Here is a 17,889-nt window from a genome sequence, read left to right on the forward strand (position 1 = left end):
CATGTGGCAGCCCGACCCCGGGTGGCTCGTCCTTCCCGGAGGCACCGGACCCTCCACGCTGGGGGTCTGGCGCACCGCCGTGGGCGAGGAGCCGGTCGTGGTCAAGCGGCTCGGTGAGCCCGGGACGTACGAACCGGCCGAGCTGAACCGCCGGCGACACTTCGCCTACTGGCGGCGGGCGGCCGACGTCGCCACCTCGGGCCTGGTCGACGACACCCCGGGCATGATCGGCCCGCGCACGAGCGTCGCCGAGGACGACGAGGGGATCACGCTGACCACCGACTGGGTCGAGGACGCCGCCAACTCGGGACTCTTCGCGGCTCTCTCGATGGGTCGCTTCGCCGGCGCGGACCTCGGCGAGGCGCGCTGGCTGGCGCGCGACCAGTTCCGCGACCGGATGGCGCGGGTGGAGTACAACGGCGGCTGGCCGACCATGATGCGTACGACCGCCGCGGACATCGCCCACACCCTGTGGGAGCGCCGCGGCCGCTTCACCGACCTCCTCGACGAGCTTCCCCAGGTCGCCCAGCACGGCGATCCCGCGCCCCAGAACCTCCTCGGCCGCACCGACGACGGCGAGCGACTGGTCGCGATCGACTGGTCGAGCCTGGGCCGCGGCCCCGTCGGCGGGGATCTGGGGCTCTACCTGCTGCACGCCCGGGAGTCGTTCGACCCCCTGCTGGAGGCGTACGTCCTGGGGTTGCCGCCCGGCATCGCGACCCGCGAGGAGGTGACCCTCGGTGCCCAGATCAGTGCGGTCTACACCGCGCTGAGCCGCGCCGAGTGGGCGCTGAGCCGGGTCACTCCGGGGGAGGGCCCCCTGCTCGCGAAGTTCCGCCACCCCGCGGTCGCGCCCCATCTGCGGACCCTGCAGAAGCAGGCTCCGCTGGTGGAGGCGCTGCTCGAGATGTGAGCCGCGCCCCCACCAGGGCGGCTACGGGTTGTCGAGATCCCGCGCCTTGAACGTGTCGCAGCCCGCGATCGAGTCGGGGGTGGTCATGCCCTTCTGGAACCACGCGATCCGCTGCTCGGAGGAGCCGTGGGTGTACTGCGAGGTGTCCACGCGTCCGGTGGTCTTGGACTGGATGTGGTCGTCGCCGACGGTCTTGGCGGCCGAGATGCCCTCGGAGATGTCCTGGTCGGTGATGTCGACGATGAACTCGTCGCCCTCGGCGGCGGCGGTCCACATGCCGGCGTAGCAGTCGGCCTGCAGTTCCAAGCGGACGGCGTCGGAGTCGGGGCCCTGCTGGGTGCGGACCTGGCCCATGGTGCCGAGCAGGTTCTGGATGTGGTGGCCGTACTCGTGGGCGAGCACGTAGGCGCGTACGAAGGTGGTGTCCTTCCCGCCGAGCTGCTCGAAGATGGAGTCGAAGAAGGTCGGGTCGAGGTAGATGGTCTGGTCGGAGGGGCAGTAGAACGGCCCGACGGAGCTCGACGCGGAGCCGCAGCCGCCGGTCTGGACCTGGTCGGCGAAGATCACCACCGACTGCTCGGGCTGGAACCGGCCGGCGAGATCGGGCTGGGAGTCCCAGTAGCCGGTCATCGAGTTCTCCAGGGCGACGAAGGCGCAGTTCTCGTCGTTGTTGGCATCCTCGCCGGTCTGGCACGAGCTGAAGTCACCGGTGTCGCCGCCATCGCCCGCCTGGAGGCCACCGAAGGTGCCGGTGCCGACCGAGGTGGAGCCCCCGCTGTCGCCGAGGACCTGGGGACCGACGCCGGTGCACTGGGTGATGAGGAAGAAGACCAGCAGCACGATGACGGTGCCGATGCCGCCGCTCGCCTTGCCGCCGGGGATCGGGATCCGGGCACCACCGCCGCCGAACCCGCCACCGCCACCTCCGCCGGACGTCCGGCTGGTGTCGAGTCTGGCCTTCGGGTTGAACCGCATCTTGTCCCCCTGGAGGTGGTGATGTGTGGAGCCGAGTGCCCCGCCCATACACTAGTGACGGAGATGATCACTGCCCATGACCTAGAAGTCCGCGTCGGCGCCAGACTTTTGATGGAGAACGTCACTTTCCGAGTCGGACCCGGCGACAAGGTCGGGCTCGTAGGCCGTAACGGCGCTGGGAAGACGACCCTGACGAAGGTGCTCGCCGGCGACCATCTGCCTGCCTCCGGAACGGTGTCCAACACCGGTGAGATCGGCTATCTGCCCCAGGACCCGCGGGTCGGTGACCCCGAGGTGATCGCCAAGGACCGCATCCTGTCCGCGCGCGGGCTCGACGATGCCGTACGCCGCATGCGGATCGCCGAGGAGGAGATGGGGTCGGAGGACCCGAACGTGCGCGAGAAGGCGATGAAGCGCTACCAGCGCGCCCACGACGAGCTCGACGCCGGCGGCGGCTACGCGGCCGAGACCGAGGCGCTGCAGATCGCCCAGTCGCTCGGCATCCCCGACCGGATCATGTCCCAGCCGCTCAAGACGCTCTCGGGTGGCCAGCGGCGGCGTGTCGAGCTGGCACGCATCCTGTTCTCGAGCGCCGAGGTGCTGATCCTCGACGAGCCGACCAACCACCTCGACGCCGACTCGATCATCTGGCTGCGAGACTGGATGAAGTCCTACAAGGGCGGCTTCATCGTGATCTCCCACGACAACGACCTGCTCGCCCAGACGGTCAACAAGGTCTTCCACCTCGACGCCAACCGCGAGGTGATCGACATCTACAACATGCCGTGGAAGCAGTACCTGACCCAGCGGGAGACCGACGAGGCCCGGCGCAAGCGCGAGCTGATGAACGCGCAGAACAAGGCCAAGACGCTCACCGACCAGGCCAACAAGATGCGCGCCAAGGCCACCAAGGCGACCGCTGCGCAGAGCATGCTCAAGCGCGCCGAGAAGATCATGGCGGGTGTCGAGGGGGAGCGGAAGCAGGAGAAGGTCGCCGCGATCAAGTTCCCCTCGCCCGCGCCCTCGGGCAAGACCCCGCTCACCGCGAACGACCTGTCGAAGTCCTACGGCGCCCTGGAGGTCTTCACCGCCGTCGACCTGGCCATCGACCGTGGCACCCGCGTGGTCATCCTGGGGCTCAACGGTGCCGGCAAGACCACGATGCTGCGCATCCTGGCCGGCGTCGACCAGCCCGACACCGGTGAGGTCGTGCCGGGCCACGGGCTGAAGGTCGGCTACTACGCCCAGGAGCACGAGACCCTCGACACCAAGCGGTCGGTGCTGGAGAACATGCAGTCCGCGGCGCCGCAGCTCACCGACACCGAGGCGCGCACCGTGCTGGGTGCGTTCCTCTTCACCGGCGACGACGTGCACAAGCCCGCCGGGGTGCTCTCCGGTGGCGAGAAGACCCGGCTGGCGCTGGCCTCCCTGGTCGTCTCGGCGGCCAACGTGCTGCTGCTCGACGAGCCGACCAACAACCTCGACCCGGCCTCCCGCGAGGAGGTGCTCAACGCGATCCGCCGCTACGAGGGCGCGATCGTGCTGGTCACCCACGACGAGGGCGCCGTGCACGCGCTGGAGCCCGACAAGGTGCTCATCCTCCCCGACGGCGTCGAGGACCTGTGGAACGAGGAGTACGCCGACCTGGTCTCGCTCGCCTGAGTCTCAGGTCAGGGTGCGGACGAACCTGACCGGCATCGAGGTCGGGTAGCGGTAGGAGAGCGAGTCGGTGTTGCGCTCGACCCGGTCGGCCGGCACCGCGAGGGTGACCTCGGGGAGGCGCTCCAGGACGGTGCGTACGGCTGCCTGGACGATGATCGTGGCCGGCCGCTGCGCGGGGCAGGAGTGCGGCCCGGCGCTCCACGACATGTGGGCGCGGTTGCCGATCTCGAGCCATGGGTCGTCGCCGGTCATCAGCGGGTCGAGGTTGGCGGCCGCGATGCACGGCACCACGGCGTCACCCTTGCGGATCAGCTGACCGCCGAGCTCGACGTCGCGCAGCGCGAAGCGCGGGGTGATGTTGTAGCAGGGCGGGTCGCGCCACATGACCTCCTCGATCGCCTGGTCCACGTCGAGGCGGCCGCCGCGCAGCCGGCCCGCGAAACGCTCGTCGGAGAGCATCAGCAGCAGCGTCTGGGTGATGGTCGCGATGGTCAGCTCGTTGCCGGCGATGATCATCACGATCATCGCCTCCATCACCTCGTTGTCGTCCCACAGCCCGGGGTCGTCGATCAGGTGCGAGGTGAGGTCGTCCTGGGGCTCCCTGCGGCGCTTGGCGATGTGGTCGACGATCTCCACGGCCAGCTCGATGACCCCCTCCTGGGCGAGCTGGCCACCGCCCAGGACCTTGTGGGCCGCCTTGCGCATGGAGTCGCCGACCTCGTGGCCCATGCCGAACATCGCCGCGACCGAGAGCAGCGGGATCAGCACGGCGTAGTCCTGGACCAGGTCGGCCTCGCCGCGCTCGAGCATGTCGTCGACCAGGTCGTTGCAGATGCCGCGTACCTGCGCGGCGTAGCCGTGCTCATCGACCCGGGAGAGGGCCCGGTCGACCGGCGAGCGCAGCCGCCGGCGGAGCTCGCCGTCGTTGTGGAAGGAGTTCTGCCGCGTGGTCACGAACGGGTAGATCGGCATGTCCGGCAGGATCCTGCCCTCCTGCACCGCGCTCCAGTTGTCGCCGTTGCGGGAGAAGACCTCCTCGTTGCGGATCACCTCGCTGAACTCGGCATAGCCCATCGCGAACCAGAGGCGTACGCCGGGGGAGAGCTCGCCCGGGGCCACCGGACCCCACTCCGCCCGGAGCCGTGCGTGCACCTCCCGCGCCCGCGGGCCGACGGTGTCGGGCGCGTGGACGAGGTCGGTGAGGTCGGCGAGACGTACGGTGCGGGTGGGGGTCGACGGGGTCATCGGGGTGGGCCTGTTCCGTTGGTCGGTGGCGGGGTCAGTGCGTCTTCAGGGCGTGGCGAACGAGAGCGGCGAGCGCGCGGACGCAGGCGTTGCGGTTCTTGGCGTTGCACACCACGATCGGGGTCTCGTCATCGAGGTCGAGCGCCGTGCGGATCTGGTCGGGCTCGTAGTTCGGTGCGCCGGGGAACTGGTTGATCGCGACCACGAACGGCAGGGACGTACGCGTCTCGAGCTGGTCCAGCACCTCGAAGGAGTCCTCGAGACGCCGGGTGTCGACCAGGACCAGGGCGCCGGCGGCCCCCTCGGCGAGGCCGGACCACAGGTCCCAGAAGCGGCGCTGCCCGGGCGTGCCGAACAGGTAGAGCGCGATCTCGTCGGTCAGGGTGATCCGGCCGAAGTCCATCGCGACCGTGGTCGTCGTCTTCTCCGGGGTGGCATCGACCGCGTCGATCCCCTCGCTGGCCTCGGTGATCGTCTCCTCGGTGCGCAGCGGGTCGATCTCGCTGACCGAGCCGATCAGCGTGGTCTTGCCGACCCCGAAGGAGCCGACCACCAGGATCTTGACCGACTCGACGACGGTGGGGGCCAGGTAGTGGTTGTCGTCAGAGGTGGTTGAGAGCATGCAGGACCTTCTGGAGGGTTTCGCGGGAGGGGCCGGCGGCGGTGTCGCTGTCGGGACGTACGCCGATCAGGCCGGCGTCGATCATGTCCGAGGCGATCACCGCGAGGACGCTCACCGGCTGGCCGAGATGGACAGCGATCTCGGCCATCGAGATCACGCCGAGGCACTGGGAGAGGACCTCGCGCTCCTGCCGGCCCACCGACGTGGAAGCCGGGTCGGTGTGGCCGATCAGCAGCGTCGCCGGCGTCAGCCGGTGGGTCGGCCGGGCACGGCCGCCCGTCCGGACGTAGAACCGGATGGGGTGGTCGACGTAGTCGTCTTCGGGGGCGCCGGGCATCGGCTCAGATCGAGCGTCTCGGGGTGCTCATCGCGCGCTCCCCGATCATCAGGACGGTCGCCTGCATCTGCTGGGCGACCAGCGCCGGGTCGATGCTCATCTCGGTGACCACCGCGAGGCGGGAGCCGTCGCCGGCGCCACGGATGAACAGGAAGCCGCCGTTGAACTCGACCATCACCTGACGTGGATGGGCGTCGGCACCGAACTGGCGGCTGATCCCGTGGCCGAGCGAGGTCAGGCCGGCGCACGCCGCGGCGAGCTTGTCGGCCTCCTCGCGCGGGGTGTGGCTCGTGCGGACCCGGACGAGTCCGTCGGCGGAGAGGACCACGACATGACGTACGCCGCGTACTCCCGCGACCAGCTCCAGCATCCAGCTGTTCTCATCGGTCATGGTTCCTCCAGTGGTTCTCGGGTGCGGAATCGGTCTCCGCGGTGGTGCGGTCGTTCTGGCGGTCGTTCAGGCGGTCGTTCAGGGGTGGGATGGTGGTGCCGGTCGCGGGGGTGGCCGGGGTGCTGAGGAAGCTGCTCATCCAGGCACCGGCCTGTTCGGCGGTCGGCTCCGGGCTGGCTGGGATGGTCCGGTTCGTCGCCTGCTGGGGACCGGTCGCGAAGCGCTGGCCGCGCTTCGAGCGGCGCTGCGGCAGGCCGTCGGAGGTGAACAGCGAGGGCTCGTGCCGGCCGGGGGCGGGGTCGGGCGCCTTCGCGGCGTTGTGGACGGGCCAGGCCGGCGTCGTCGAGGCGGGTGGTGCCTTCGGCGCCTTGGCCAGGAGCGAGGCGGGGACCGGGGTCGGGTCGGGGACCGGGGTCGAGGGCGGCGTACGCGGCCCGGCCGGCGCGGGCACGGCGGGGGTCAGCGGGGTCGTCATCGCCTCGGGGACGAGGACGGCGACCCGCAGGCCTCCGTGGACCGACTCGGTCAGGTCGACGCGGAACCCGTGGCGGCGTACGTAGGTGCCGACCACCGCGAGGCCGGTCTGCGGGATCTCGCCGAGATCCTGCAGGCGCACCTGCCGGGTGCCGGAGGCGATCTCCCGCATCCAGGCCAGGTTGGTCTCGTCCATGCCGACGCCCGCGTCGTCGATCTCGAGGGCCGCGCCGCGGCGTACGGAACGGATCGTGACCAGCACCTCCGTCGCCGGCGGCGAGGACTGGGTCGCGTTGGCGAGGAGCTCGGCGACGAGGTGGATCAGGGGTTCGACGTAGGCGCCCTGGACCGCGACCGGCGGATCGCCCTCCACCCGGACCCGGCGGTAGGCGGTGATCCTTCCCGCAGCACCGCGCACGACGTCCGCGATCGCGAGCGGGTCACGCCAGTGCTGCCCGGGCTGCTCCCCGCACAGCGTGGCGATGCTCTGGGCCAGCCGAGCCTGCTGCGCCGCCGCGTGGTCGACCCGCATCCCCGCCTCGAGCACGTCCGGCTCGGCCGGGAACCTGGCCACCATCCGCGTCGACTCCTCCTGGATCCGGTGCGCCGACGCCTGCACCTTGCGCGACAGCGACAGCACCGCCACCCGCATCCCGGCCTCCCCACGCCGCCCACCCGCCCCCGCCGAGATGTCGCCTACGTCGGCCGAGACGTCACTCGCGTCGGTCGAGGTGTCAGTCGGTGCCAACTCGGCCGACGTCAGCGACGCCTCGGCCTGCGCGGCCGACGCCTCGGCCGACGGGGGTGACGCTTCGGCCGACGTACCTGACGCCTCGGCAGGGGTGCGGTCGTAGGCCATCGCAGTGAGCCAGAGAGTGAGAGCGACGACGGGTACGCCGGCGAGGAGCCAGCGCCAGAGCCACTGGTCACCGGAGGCGGTGACGAAGATGACGGGGGAGAGGGCGACGAAGAGGAGGATCGCGATACTGCAGAACCATGGACCGGCTCGGTGGAGTCGGACCAGGAGTGGTCGGGTCATGTGGGGCACCTGGTGTGGGGGAGAGCAGTCAGGGCATGGACCCGCGGGTTCCGGGCAGTCTGGACGAAACCTGATCCAGCCCCCGGAGACCGGCGCACACACGCGCTCCACTTCATACCACCAACAGAGCGCTTGGTCACCAACTCCGGGTGATTTTGACCATATTTCTACGGTGCATCCTCGACGCGGCCGAATGTGAGCGGGCGACTAAGGTGACGGGGTGTCACAAATGGGTCCAGGCTTCGGTGCGTCCGGCGGGGCGATGGGCGGCGGCGGGATCATGCGCAACCTCCGCGCCGACCGTACGGTTCTCGAACGCGGGTTGCCGAAGGGCACCCTGAAACGCGTCGTCTCCTATGCGGGGCCGCACCGTGCGCTGATCAGCGCCTTCTTGGTGTTCACCGTCTTCGACGCGGCGATCGTGGTGGTGACCCCGCTGCTGACCCAGCGGCTCATCGACGACGGCGTGCTGCAGAAGGACATCTCGGTGGTCGTCTGGGTAGCCGCAGCCATGGCCCTGGTGGCGGTGATCGACATGGGTTTCGGGATCGTCTCCGGATGGCTCTCCACACGGATCGGCGAGGGTCTCATCTTCGACCTCCGCACCCAGGTCTTCGGGCACGTCCAGCGACAGTCGCTGGCGTTCTTCACCCGGGCACAGACGGGCGCCCTGGTGAGCCGGCTCAACACCGACGTGCTCGGCGCGCAACGGGCCTTCACCTCGACGCTGTCCAACAGCGTCTCCAACATGATCTCCCTCGTCGTGGTCGGCGCGGCCATGCTCGTGCTGTCGTGGCAGGTGACGCTGATGTGCGTCGCGCTGTTCCCGATCCTGTTCCTGACCTCGCGCTGGGTCGGGCGCCGACTGGCCGGCCTGACCCGCGAGCAGATGGACGGCAACGCGGCGCTGGCCACCACGATGACCGAACGGTTCAACGTCGGCGGCGCCCTGCTGCTCAAGCTCTTCGGCCGTCGCGAGGAGGAGGACGCCGCGTTCGCGCGGCGTGCCGATGTCGTACGCCGCCTGGGGATCCGGATCGCGCTGCTGACCCGCCTGTTCGGGGCGACGATGCAGATGGTTCCGGCGCTGGCGACCGCCCTGGTCTACGGCTTCGGCGGCTGGATGGTGATCCGTGGGGACGTCACGCTCGGCACCCTGACCGCGCTCGGCCTGTTGCTGGTGAGGCTGCTGGGGCCGCTGCAGGCGCTCTCCAACGTACGCATCGACGTGATGACCGCGCTGGTCAGCTTCGACCGCGTCTTCGAGGTCCTCGACCTGCCTTCGCTGATCAAGGAGAAGCCGGACGCGGCCGAGGTGCCGGCGGACGCGGCGTCGGTGCGGTTCCGCCATGTCGCATTCACCTACCCGCGCGCCGACGAGGTCTCGCTGGCGTCCCTGGAGGCGATCGCGCGCCCGGAGAGCCGGGAGGTGCGTGAGGTGCTCTCCGACATCGACTTCGTGGCCGAACCGGGTGAGATGGTCGCGCTGGTCGGCCCCTCCGGCGCCGGGAAGTCGACGATCACCCACCTGATCGCACGGCTCTACGACGTACGCTCCGGGTCGGTCGAGGTCGGCGGTCTCGACGTGCGCGACGTGACCCTGGAGTCGCTCGAGGCCGCGGTCGGCTACGTGACCCAGGACGCCCACATGTTCCACGACACGGTGCGCGGCAACCTGCTCTACGCCCGCCCCGGCGCCTCCGACGACGAGATCTGGGCGGCGCTGGAGGCGGCCCAGGTCGCCGCGGTCATCAAGGGACTTCCTGACGGCCTCGACACCGTCGTCGGTGACCGCGGCTACCGTCTCTCCGGCGGCGAGCGCCAACGGCTCGCGATCGCCCGGCTGCTGCTGAAGGCACCCCGCATCGTGGTGCTCGACGAGGCCACCGCCCACCTCGACTCCGAGTCGGAGGCCGCGGTGCAGACCGCCCTGGACGCCGCGCTGGCGGGACGTACGTCCATCGTCATCGCCCACCGACTCTCCACCATCCGAGCCGCCGACCGCATCCTCGTCATCGAGGCCGGACGGGTCGTCGAGTCCGGCACCCACGAGTCGCTGCTCGCCGACGGTGGCCTCTACGCGGAGCTCTACGAGACGCAGTTCCGGCGTTAGACGCTCAGCCCTTCCCGCTGCGCTCCTTCTCGTAGGCAGCCTGGTAGGCCGCCTTCACGGCCTGCTTCTGGGCCAGCTTCGCGGCCTTCTTGCGGGCACGCTCGTCGGTCTTCTCGTCACCGGCCGGGGTGTCCTCGTCCGGTGCCGGCTCGTCCTGACGCTGCGTACGCCGCTCGTCGTACATCAGGTAGAAGAACCCGGCGATCGCGAGGATGCCGAAGAACCACCACTGCAGCCCGTAGAAGAAGTGGGGGCCGTTGTCGAGCTCGGGGAGATCGGCCTTGCGCAGCTGGGTGGCCGGCTCGGGGGACTCGGTGTCGAGGTGGAGCCAGCCGGTCAGCAGCGGCTCGTCGACCACCTTCGCGACCTGGGCCGAGGAGAGCGCGCGGGTGGCGTGGTAGCCGTCGACCTGGGCGACGTCGGTGGAGTCGCCGGTGCCGTCGGCACGCACCCAGCCGCTGATCGTGACCTCGCCTGCCGGCGGCGCGGGGACGTCGTCGAACTTCTCCTGCGACTCGGTCTGCACCCAGCCACGGTCGACCAGCACCGCGGTGCCGTCGTCGAGCACCAGCGGGACGACGATGTCGACGCCCTTCTCCTCGTCGGGGGTCCGGTAGCGCCAGATGATCGTGTCGTCGACCGCGTACGTCCCGGTCGCGGTCACCCGCCGCCACTCGTCCTTCTCGGCCACCTTGTCGCCGGTGGCCAGGACGTCCTGGACGGGTACGGGGTCGGCGTGCTCGTTGGTCCGGACGATCTGGTTGCTGGCCTTCCGGTCCGCGAGACGGTCGAACTGCCACTCGCCGAGCCACCAGGTGCCGTAGGCCAGGATCAGCACGAACACCGTGAAACCGGCCCAGCGACGGCTGAGCAGGAAACGGAACGAACTCACCGTATGAGACTAACTGGCATGCGGTCACTGCTCACGTTCCGGGGCGCGGCTGCCTAGACTGGTGTGATGAGGACCTCTTCCACAGATCAGGCCCAGACCCAGCAGAGGCTCGTCGACCGGTTCGGCCGGGTCGCGACCGATCTGCGGGTCTCTCTGACCGACCGCTGCAACCTGCGGTGCACCTACTGCATGCCGCCCGAGGGGCTCGACTGGATGCCGGGTGACGAGGTTCTCACCGATGACGAGGTGGTGCGGCTGATCGGCGTCGCCACCGGCCGGCTCGGGGTCCAGGAGGTGCGGTTCACCGGTGGCGAGCCGCTGGTGCGGCGTGGGCTGGTCTCGATCGTCGCCCGCACCCGCGAGGTCGCCCCCGACGCGGAGCTGTCGATCACGACGAACGCGCTCGGACTGGCCCGGATGGCCGGGTCGCTCGCGGAGGCCGGGCTCGACCGGGTCAATGTCTCGCTCGACTCGATCCGGCCCGACACCTTCGCGGAGATCACCCGGCGCGACCGGCTCACCGACGTGGTCGCCGGCCTGGAGGCGGCGGCCGACGCCGGTCTGGGGCCGATCAAGATCAACGCCGTCCTGCTGCGCGGAGTCAATGACGACCAGGCCGCCGAGCTGCTCGGCTGGTCGCTCGAGCGTGGTTACGAGCTGCGGTTCATCGAGCAGATGCCCCTCGACGCCCAGCACGGCTGGTCGCGCGACACCATGGTGACCGCCGACGAGACCCTCGCGGCGCTCTCCTCGGCCTTCGAGCTGACCCCCGCAGAGGAGCCTCGCGGCAGCGCTCCTGCCGAGCTCTTCCACGTCGACGGCGGCCCCGCCAAGGTCGGCATCATCGCCTCCGTCACCCGCCCGTTCTGCGGAGACTGCGACCGGGTGCGCCTCACCGCCGACGGGCAGGTGCGCGACTGCCTGTTCGCGCGCTCCGAGTCGGACCTGCGTACGCCACTTCGTGCTGGTGCCTCCGACGCCGATCTCGCCGCGAGGTGGGTCACCGCGATGGCCGGCAAGCGCGCCGGTCACGGCATCGACGATCTCGGCTTCCTCCAGCCCGACCGTCCGATGTCCGCCATCGGCGGCTGACCCCCTCCCGCCGAGACGTCACTCCCGTCGGCCGAGGCGTCATCGCGATGCCCTCTCGGGCGACGTACCTGACGTCTCGGCCGTCTCGACCGGTCAGGACCCGACTCGCTCCAACGCGTCCAGGACGAGCTCCCAGTACCCGTCGACGTCGAGCGTGATCCCGACCTGGACGTTGGGCGGCTCATCGAGCCGACCGTGGAGGTCGACGACGGTGGCGCCGCGGGTCCAGCGGCCCTCGGTCTCGACGGCCACGAACGACTTGTGCCAGGTGATCAGGGCGGGGTCGATGAGGGCGGCGATGGTGCAGGGGTCGTGGACCGGGGGAGCGGCGAAGTCGAACACGTCGGAGTAGGTGCCGCCGAAGAAGCCCATCAGGTCGGCACAGGCCCGGCCGACCGGGTGGTCCATGGCCCGCATCCGCGCGACGACCTCCGGGGTGGCCAGCGCCTGGTGGGACAGGTTGAGCCCGACCATCCGGATCGGGAGGCCGCTGGTGAGGACGACGTCGAGGGCCTCGGGGTCGGCGTAGGCGTTGAACTCGGCCGCGGGGGTGGTGTTGCCGCGCTCGGTCGAGCCGCCCATGAACACGATCTCGGCGATCCGCTCACCGACCTCGGGATGGTCGCGCAGCAGCAGCGCGACGTTGGTGATCGGCCCGGTGGCGACGACGGTGACGGGCGTGGGGGCGGCCAGGAGCGACGTACGCAGGAACTCGACGGCGCCGAGCTCGACCGGGGGAGCGAGCGGCTCGGGGAGGTCGGGGCCGTCGATCCCGGTCGCGCCGTGGATGAAGTCGCCGATGTGGGCCTCGCCGGCCAGCGGGGCGGCGGCGCCGGAGGCGACCGGCACGTCGGGACGTTGCGCCAGGGCCAGGATCCGCTGGGCGTTGTAGGTCGCCTTCTCCACCCGGCAGTTGCCGAACGTGGTGGTGATCCCGAGCAGGTCGACGGCAGGGCTGCCAAGGGCCAGCAGGATCGCGATGGCGTCGTCGTGGCCGGGGTCGCAGTCGAGGAGCACAGGGATCGGGTTCATCGCACGACCTCTCTGTCAGGACAGCTGATGAGCGACGACGTCCTTGAGGAACCCGCGTGCGCCCAGGAAGTCGCTCAGCGACTGCTTGTGCGCTTCGCACGCGAGCCAGATCTTACGCCTGTCGGGCGTGTGGATCTTGGGATTGTTCCACTGCAGCTCCCACGATCCGGGGTCCTGGCAGCCCTTCGCCGAGCACAGGTCGGAGTCGAGCGCGCCCATCAGTCCTCCTCGCCCTTCTCGCCGAGCTGCTGCTCGCGTCCGCTGGTGAGCTGGCGCGGCCCGTAGGGCGAGTCCATCAGGTTCATCTCGTCGCTCTTGGTGTTGGTGGCGTTGGCCATGACGACCGCGATGTAGGGCAGGATCAGGGCCGCCACGATCAGGATCGGCCACAGCCAGCCGATCCCGGCCAGACCGGCGATCACGGCACCGACGAAGCAGAGCGTGCGGATCGACATCGAGATGGCGTAGCGCTTCTGACGGATCGCGATGTCCTCGGCGCGGCTGCGCCCGGCCGTCGTGATCCTGATCGGTTGCGCCTTGGACATACCGCAAGTCTAGGTCGTGGGCGATGAGCATCGGTCAATGGTGTGGTCCCAACAGGGGCGCTCCGGGCGACGTTGGATGGTTCTTACAAGCAAATCCAAGGCATTGGCCGTACGCCGAAGTAATCGCTACCGTCGCGCCTGTGACTGACAGTGAAAACCCCACAACGCAGAGTCCAGCGCGGGCGCCCCGCTCGGTGCTCGTGACCGGCGGCAGCCGTGGCATCGGCCGGGCGATCGCGGAGGCCTTCGTGGCCAACGGTGACAAGGTGGCCGTGACCTCCCGCAAGGGCGGGGCTCCGGAGGGCGCTCTGGATCTGGTGTGCGACATCACCGATCCCGCCGCCGTCGAAGAGGCGTACGCCGCCGCCGAGGCCGCCCACGGACCCGTCGAGGTCCTCGTCGCCAATGCCGGGATCACGAAGGACACCCTCGTGCTCCGGATGTCGGAGGAGGACTTCACCTCGGTGATCGACACCAACCTGACCGCGTCCTTCCGGCTCGCCAAGCGTGCCTCGAAGGGGATGCTGCGGCTGCGCCGCGGGCGGATCATCTTCATATCCTCGGTCGTCGGGCTGATGGGCAACCCGGGCCAGGTCAACTACGCGGCCTCGAAGGCCGGGCTGGTCGGGATGGCGCGTTCGCTCGCCCGCGAGCTCGGCTCTCGGGGGATCACCGCGAACGTGGTCGCGCCGGGGTTCGTGGAGACCGAGATGACCGCGGTCCTCACCGATGAGCAGCAGAAGGCGATCACGGACCGGGTCCCGCTGGCGCGCTACGCGACGCCGGACGAGGTGGCCTCGGCCGTGACGTGGTTGGCTGATGCGGGTTATGTGACCGGGGCCGTCATCCCGGTCGACGGCGGACTTGGAATGGGGCACTGATCATGGGTTTGTTGGACGGCAAGACTGTTCTCGTCGCGGGGGTCACGATGGACTCCTCGATCGGCTTCGCGGTGGCCAAGGTGGCCCAGGAGCAGGGCGCCCGCGTCCTGATCTCCAACTTCGGGCGCGCACTGTCGATCACCAAGCGGATCGCGAAGCGGCTCCCCGAGGAGCCGCCGGTCCTCGACCTCGATGTCACCAACCAGGAGCACCTCGACGGGCTCGCCGACGCGCTCCGTGCCGAGGGTGTCGAGCGGCTCGACGGGGTCGTGCACTCGATCGCGTACGGCAACCCCGAGACGCTCCTCGGCGGCAAGTTCCTCGACGGCCCCTGGGACGACGTCTCCCAGGCGGTCCAGGTCAGCGCCTACTCGCTGAAGTCGCTCGCGATGGCGACCCGCCCCCTCCTGGGTGAGGGATCGTCGATCGTGGGGCTGACCTTCGACGCGACGATCGCCTGGCCGGCGTACGACTGGATGGGTGTCGCCAAGGCCGCCCTCGAGTCGACCTCGCGCTACCTCGCCCGCGACCTCGGTCCCGACGGGATCCGCTGCAACCTCATCTCCGCGGGGCCACTCAAGACCCTCGCCGCCAAGGCGATCCCGGGCTTCGAGGAGCTCGACGAGGGCTGGGGCACGCGGGCGCCGCTGGGCTGGGACAACACCGACCAGGGCCCGACCGCGAAGGCCGTCTGCGCGCTGATCTCGGACTTCTTCCCGGCGACCACCGGCGAGATCATCCATGTCGACGGGGGCTATCACTCGCTGGGAGCGTGAGGCCATAGGGTTGCCGCATGCGGACCCTCGTCATCATGCGGCACGCCAAGGCGGAGTCGTCGGCACCCACCGACTACGAGCGCCAGCTGACCGAGCGCGGCCACGCCGACGCGGTCGCAGCGGGGGAGTGGTTGGCCGAGCAGGGCGTGGTCCCGGACTACGTGCTGGTCTCGGCGGCCGACCGCACCACCCAGACCTGGGAGGACGTCGCCGTCGGGGCGTCGTGGGACCTGACGCTGGCGGAGTACGACCAAGGTCTGTACGCCGCCGGCACCTCCACCGCCCTCGACCTCATCCGCGACATCGATGACGGCCTCTCGACGGTCGTCGTGATCGGCCACAACCCCACCATGTTCTCGCTGGTGCAGCTCCTCGACGACGGCGAGGGTGACGACGAGGCCGGCAACGAGCTCGCCCTCGGCTTCCCCACCGCCGCCGTCGCCGTACTCACCTACGACGGCGACTGGTCCGAGCTCGACGAGGCCGAGGCCTCCGTCACCGCCTTCCACGTCGGTCGAGCCTGACCCGCCGAGAGGTCGGCCGCGTCGGCCGAGGCGTCAGCGGCGTCGGCCGAGACGTCACGTGCGTTGCTCGAGACGTCACACCGCTGCCAACTCGCCCGACGCGGGTGACGTCTCGGCAGATCGACTAGGCGGATACCGAGACCGACCTCGAGACTGGTCATTGGCGAGAGGTCACTCGCGACGGTCGAGGCGTCAGGCAGGTCGGCCGAGGCGTCACACCGCTGCCAACTCGCCCGACGTACCTGACGTCTCGCCCGACGCGCGTGACGCTTCGCCCGACGTACCTGACGCCTCGGCAGGGGCTCAGAGGAGCGGCGGGGCTGGGGTGACGATGCCGGCTTCGGCGTCGGCGGCCTCGATCTCCTCGCGGGAGATCCCGAGGAGATACATGATGGTGTCGAGGTAGGGGACGTTGATGGCGGTCCCGGCGGCGGAGCGGACGGCGGGCTTGGCGTTGTAGGCGATCCCGAGGCCGGCGGCGGCGAGCATGTCGAGGTCGTTGGCGCCGTCGCCGATGGCGACGGTGGCGGCCTCGGGGATGCCGATCTCGGCGGCGAACTCGCGCAGCGCGCGGGCCTTGCCGGCGCGGTCGACGACCTCCCCGACCACTTCACCGGTCAGCACCCCGTCGACGATCTCGAGCTCGTTGGCGCGGGCGTAGTGGATGCCGAGGTCGGCCGCCAACCGGTCGGTGATCTGCGAGAACCCGCCGGAGACGATGGCGAAGCGGTAGCCGAGACGACGCAGGGTGCGGACCATCGTCCGAGCGCCCGGATTGAGCACGAGCCCGGCGTAGACCTCGTCCAAAGCGGTCGCGGGGACACCCTTCAGATACTTCACCCGGGCGCGCAGCGACTCCTCGAAGTCGAGCTCGCCGCGCATCGCTGCCTCCGTGACCGAGGCGACCTCCTTCTCGTAGCCCGCGTGGGCGGCGATCATCTCGATCACCTCGCCGTCGATCAGCGTCGAGTCGACGTCCATGACGATCAGGCGCATGCCGCGGCGGACGAGGTTGGCGGGCTGCACGGCGATGTCGACGCCCTGGGCGGCGGCCTCGGCCGCGAGCGTGACCCGCAGCTCGTCGGGGGAGGCGCCGGATACGTGCAGGTCGAAGGCGGTGACCGGGTAGCGGGCCAGCCGGATGATCCGGTCGATGTTGCCGCCGGCCGAGGCGATCGTACGCGTCACGGAGGCGAGCGCGGCCGCCTTCAGCGGCAGCCCGAGCACCGTCACCCGGGCACGGTCGGCAGGCTCGCGCGGGGTGTCGCCGACACCTTCCTCGATCTCGACGGTCATGTCGAGGGCGTGGGCGGTCTCCTCGATCGCGTGCTTGAGCGCGTCGGTGCTGGCGGCGTCGGCCGGCGCGGTCACCAGGAGCCCGAGCACGAGCCGGGCCCGCAGCACGATCTGCTCCAGGTCGACCACGTCGACCCCCGCGAGCGCGAGGGTTGCCAGGGTGGCCGAGGTCAGCCCGGGTCGGTCGTTTCCGGCGAGGGTGATCAGCAGGGTGTCGGGACGGCGCTCGAGCGCGTCGAATTCCTCGGTCATCGCTGCAAAGGATAGTGGAGCATGCGCCCACGTCTCAGTCCGGAGGCCACACCTCGGGCGATCCTGCGGCGGTCAGCGCTCGCCGCGCCGCGCGGTCGAGCCCGACGAGCGCCTCCCGCCGCAGCGACATCTCCGAGGCGGACACGGAACCGCCCTCGTCCTCCAGCGCCACCGCGACGATCTCCCGAGCCTGTACGCCACGGGAGGCGAGCTCCACGCACCGCGCCGGAACCCCGGGTGCTCCCGCCAGCGACGGCCGGTGGCGCAGGTTCATCAGCCGGTCGGCGACCTCGGGCCGCCACCGGGCGACGTCGAGCTCGGCGAGAGCCGTCGCGGACTCGCTCAGTGCGAGCCGGAGGGCCCGGTCGGCCTCGCCGACGTCGGGCAGCTGACGCCGAGAAGCGGCGTACGCCTGCCACTCGAGCACCGCCCCGACCCGGACCGGTACGAGCCCGATCCCGGCGTCGCACACCACCGCCTCGCCGGCCTCCAGGGCGGCGTCGTTGAACGCCCGCGGCCCGCCCAGCCCGACCGGGTCGCCCTCGGCCGGGAAGGCCACGCCGACGGCGGTCGCCCCCTCCGTACGCAGCCGCCCCAGCCCGCTCACCAGGGTGTCCGCCACACCCTCGGTGCCACCGAGGCCGAGCGCGGCCAGCCCGCTGACGGTGTGGGTCGCGTCGGGCCCGATCACCGCGTCGAGCACCAGGTCGGTGACCGCCTCACCGCGCAGCCATGCCGTCACCCACCACGCCATTCGCAACGCTTCAGGGGTGGCCTCGTCCCACCCCGCGTCCAGCTCCGAATCCTCGACACTCACGCCGCCACCCC

The 17,889-nt window shown here is 70.4% G+C and carries 19 protein-coding genes; 7 read left to right on the forward strand and 12 right to left on the reverse strand.

Features of this window, described 5'->3' with window-relative positions; genetic code table 11:
• Position 1 precedes the first annotated feature (1 nt).
• Positions 2-913, forward strand: coding sequence for a phosphotransferase (locus tag ACIA03_RS16075; RefSeq protein ID WP_396984152.1), 912 nt, complete (start codon positions 2-4; stop codon positions 911-913).
• A gap of 21 nt (positions 914-934) precedes the next feature.
• Here the strand turns inward: ACIA03_RS16075 and ACIA03_RS16080 are convergent, their stop codons facing one another.
• Positions 935-1,888, reverse strand: a complete 954-nt coding sequence (locus tag ACIA03_RS16080) for a neutral zinc metallopeptidase (RefSeq protein ID WP_396984154.1) — start codon at positions 1,886-1,888, stop codon at positions 935-937.
• Positions 1,889-1,951: 63 nt separating this feature from the next.
• On the opposite strand from ACIA03_RS16080, the gene ACIA03_RS16085 reads away from it, so the two are divergent.
• Complete coding sequence (locus ACIA03_RS16085; protein WP_396984157.1) at positions 1,952-3,550, forward strand: ABC-F family ATP-binding cassette domain-containing protein; 1,599 nt, start codon at positions 1,952-1,954, stop codon at positions 3,548-3,550.
• 3 nt (positions 3,551-3,553) lie between these two features.
• On the opposite strand, the gene ACIA03_RS16090 is transcribed toward ACIA03_RS16085, so the two are convergent.
• Genes ACIA03_RS16090 through ACIA03_RS16110 form a run of 5 tightly spaced genes read right to left on the reverse strand, consistent with a single transcriptional unit; the run spans position 3,554 to position 7,658 of the window.
• Complete coding sequence (locus tag ACIA03_RS16090) at positions 3,554-4,795, reverse strand: hypothetical protein (RefSeq protein WP_396984159.1); 1,242 nt, start codon at positions 4,793-4,795, stop codon at positions 3,554-3,556.
• Positions 4,796-4,829: 34 nt separating this feature from the next.
• Positions 4,830-5,351: a GTP-binding protein gene (locus ACIA03_RS16095; RefSeq protein WP_396984904.1), complete on the reverse strand. Its 522-nt coding sequence runs from the start codon at positions 5,349-5,351 to the stop codon at positions 4,830-4,832.
• 46 nt (positions 5,352-5,397) lie between these two features.
• Positions 5,398-5,754, reverse strand: coding sequence for a DUF742 domain-containing protein (locus ACIA03_RS16100; protein WP_396984161.1), 357 nt, complete (start codon positions 5,752-5,754; stop codon positions 5,398-5,400).
• Between the two features lie 4 nt (positions 5,755-5,758).
• Positions 5,759-6,145 carry a roadblock/LC7 domain-containing protein gene (locus ACIA03_RS16105; protein ID WP_165111020.1) on the reverse strand — a complete coding sequence of 129 codons (387 nt, stop codon included), beginning with the start codon at positions 6,143-6,145 and terminating at the stop codon, positions 5,759-5,761.
• Positions 6,135-7,658, reverse strand: a complete 1,524-nt coding sequence (locus ACIA03_RS16110) for an ATP-binding protein (RefSeq protein ID WP_396984164.1) — start codon at positions 7,656-7,658, stop codon at positions 6,135-6,137. Before ACIA03_RS16110 ends, ACIA03_RS16105 begins: the two co-directional genes overlap by 11 nt.
• Before the next feature lie 229 nt (positions 7,659-7,887).
• Between ACIA03_RS16110 and ACIA03_RS16115 the strand changes: the two genes are divergently transcribed.
• Positions 7,888-9,771, forward strand: a complete 1,884-nt coding sequence (locus ACIA03_RS16115; RefSeq protein WP_396984166.1) for an ABC transporter ATP-binding protein — start codon at positions 7,888-7,890, stop codon at positions 9,769-9,771.
• Positions 9,772-9,775: 4 nt separating this feature from the next.
• Here ACIA03_RS16115 and ACIA03_RS16120 read toward each other — a convergent pair whose 3' ends face one another.
• Positions 9,776-10,663, reverse strand: coding sequence for an SURF1 family protein (locus tag ACIA03_RS16120; RefSeq protein ID WP_396984168.1), 888 nt, complete (start codon positions 10,661-10,663; stop codon positions 9,776-9,778).
• A 66-nt stretch (positions 10,664-10,729) separates the two neighbouring features.
• Here ACIA03_RS16120 and moaA point away from each other — a divergent pair, with 66 nt between their 5' ends.
• Positions 10,730-11,755: a GTP 3',8-cyclase MoaA gene (gene moaA, locus ACIA03_RS16125; RefSeq protein WP_396984170.1), complete on the forward strand. Its 1,026-nt coding sequence runs from the start codon at positions 10,730-10,732 to the stop codon at positions 11,753-11,755.
• A gap of 93 nt (positions 11,756-11,848) precedes the next feature.
• Here moaA and ACIA03_RS16130 read toward each other — a convergent pair whose 3' ends face one another.
• The 3 genes from ACIA03_RS16130 to ACIA03_RS16140 are packed head-to-tail and all read right to left on the reverse strand — an operon-like array spanning position 11,849 to position 13,332.
• Positions 11,849-12,787 carry a nucleoside hydrolase gene (locus ACIA03_RS16130; RefSeq protein WP_396984172.1) on the reverse strand — a complete coding sequence of 313 codons (939 nt, stop codon included), beginning with the start codon at positions 12,785-12,787 and terminating at the stop codon, positions 11,849-11,851.
• Positions 12,788-12,802: 15 nt separating this feature from the next.
• Positions 12,803-13,006, reverse strand: a complete 204-nt coding sequence (locus ACIA03_RS16135; RefSeq protein ID WP_396984174.1) for an acetone carboxylase — start codon at positions 13,004-13,006, stop codon at positions 12,803-12,805.
• Positions 13,006-13,332, reverse strand: coding sequence for a DUF3099 domain-containing protein (locus ACIA03_RS16140; protein WP_396984176.1), 327 nt, complete (start codon positions 13,330-13,332; stop codon positions 13,006-13,008). The genes ACIA03_RS16135 and ACIA03_RS16140 overlap by 1 nt, the downstream gene beginning before the upstream one ends.
• 140 nt (positions 13,333-13,472) lie before the next feature.
• On the opposite strand from ACIA03_RS16140, the gene fabG reads away from it, so the two are divergent.
• From fabG to ACIA03_RS16155, 3 genes are read left to right on the forward strand one after another with little or no spacing between them, the layout of a single operon-like run.
• Positions 13,473-14,213 carry a 3-oxoacyl-ACP reductase FabG gene (gene fabG, locus ACIA03_RS16145; protein WP_396984178.1) on the forward strand — a complete coding sequence of 247 codons (741 nt, stop codon included), beginning with the start codon at positions 13,473-13,475 and terminating at the stop codon, positions 14,211-14,213.
• Between the two features lie 2 nt (positions 14,214-14,215).
• Entirely contained in the window at positions 14,216-14,989 is a 774-nt protein-coding gene (gene fabI, locus ACIA03_RS16150) for an enoyl-ACP reductase FabI (protein ID WP_396984180.1), read from the forward strand.
• A gap of 17 nt (positions 14,990-15,006) precedes the next feature.
• Positions 15,007-15,513 carry a SixA phosphatase family protein gene (locus tag ACIA03_RS16155; protein ID WP_396984182.1) on the forward strand — a complete coding sequence of 169 codons (507 nt, stop codon included), beginning with the start codon at positions 15,007-15,009 and terminating at the stop codon, positions 15,511-15,513.
• Between the two features lie 303 nt (positions 15,514-15,816).
• On the opposite strand, the gene serB is transcribed toward ACIA03_RS16155, so the two are convergent.
• The gene (gene serB, locus ACIA03_RS16160) at positions 15,817-17,061 is read right to left on the reverse strand and encodes a phosphoserine phosphatase SerB (RefSeq protein ID WP_396984184.1); all 1,245 of its coding nucleotides are present in this window, start codon (positions 17,059-17,061) and stop codon (positions 15,817-15,819) included.
• 34 nt (positions 17,062-17,095) lie between these two features.
• The gene (locus ACIA03_RS16165; RefSeq protein ID WP_396984186.1) at positions 17,096-17,878 is read right to left on the reverse strand and encodes a hypothetical protein; all 783 of its coding nucleotides are present in this window, start codon (positions 17,876-17,878) and stop codon (positions 17,096-17,098) included.
• Positions 17,879-17,889: the final 11 nt, after the last annotated feature.

Source organism: Nocardioides sp. NPDC051685, assembly GCF_044453405.1.
Lineage (GTDB): Bacteria > Actinomycetota > Actinomycetes > Propionibacteriales > Nocardioidaceae > Nocardioides.

Coding starts and splice junctions, on each gene's coding strand:
- ACIA03_RS16075 (WP_396984152.1), top strand. CDS start 2: ATGTGGCAGCCCGACCCCGGGTGGCTCGTCCTTCCCGGAGGCACCGGA.
- ACIA03_RS16080 (WP_396984154.1), bottom strand. CDS start 1,888: ATGCGGTTCAACCCGAAGGCCAGACTCGACACCAGCCGGACGTCCGGC.
- ACIA03_RS16085 (WP_396984157.1), top strand. CDS start 1,952: ATGATCACTGCCCATGACCTAGAAGTCCGCGTCGGCGCCAGACTTTTG.
- ACIA03_RS16090 (WP_396984159.1), bottom strand. CDS start 4,795: ATGACCCCGTCGACCCCCACCCGCACCGTACGTCTCGCCGACCTCACC.
- ACIA03_RS16100 (WP_396984161.1), bottom strand. CDS start 5,754: ATGCCCGGCGCCCCCGAAGACGACTACGTCGACCACCCCATCCGGTTC.
- ACIA03_RS16105 (WP_165111020.1), bottom strand. CDS start 6,145: ATGACCGATGAGAACAGCTGGATGCTGGAGCTGGTCGCGGGAGTACGC.
- ACIA03_RS16110 (WP_396984164.1), bottom strand. CDS start 7,658: ATGACCCGACCACTCCTGGTCCGACTCCACCGAGCCGGTCCATGGTTC.
- ACIA03_RS16115 (WP_396984166.1), top strand. CDS start 7,888: ATGGGTCCAGGCTTCGGTGCGTCCGGCGGGGCGATGGGCGGCGGCGGG.
- moaA (WP_396984170.1), top strand. CDS start 10,730: ATGAGGACCTCTTCCACAGATCAGGCCCAGACCCAGCAGAGGCTCGTC.
- ACIA03_RS16130 (WP_396984172.1), bottom strand. CDS start 12,787: ATGAACCCGATCCCTGTGCTCCTCGACTGCGACCCCGGCCACGACGAC.
- ACIA03_RS16135 (WP_396984174.1), bottom strand. CDS start 13,006: ATGGGCGCGCTCGACTCCGACCTGTGCTCGGCGAAGGGCTGCCAGGAC.
- ACIA03_RS16140 (WP_396984176.1), bottom strand. CDS start 13,332: ATGTCCAAGGCGCAACCGATCAGGATCACGACGGCCGGGCGCAGCCGC.
- fabI (WP_396984180.1), top strand. CDS start 14,216: ATGGGTTTGTTGGACGGCAAGACTGTTCTCGTCGCGGGGGTCACGATG.
- ACIA03_RS16155 (WP_396984182.1), top strand. CDS start 15,007: ATGCGGACCCTCGTCATCATGCGGCACGCCAAGGCGGAGTCGTCGGCA.
- serB (WP_396984184.1), bottom strand. CDS start 17,061: ATGACCGAGGAATTCGACGCGCTCGAGCGCCGTCCCGACACCCTGCTG.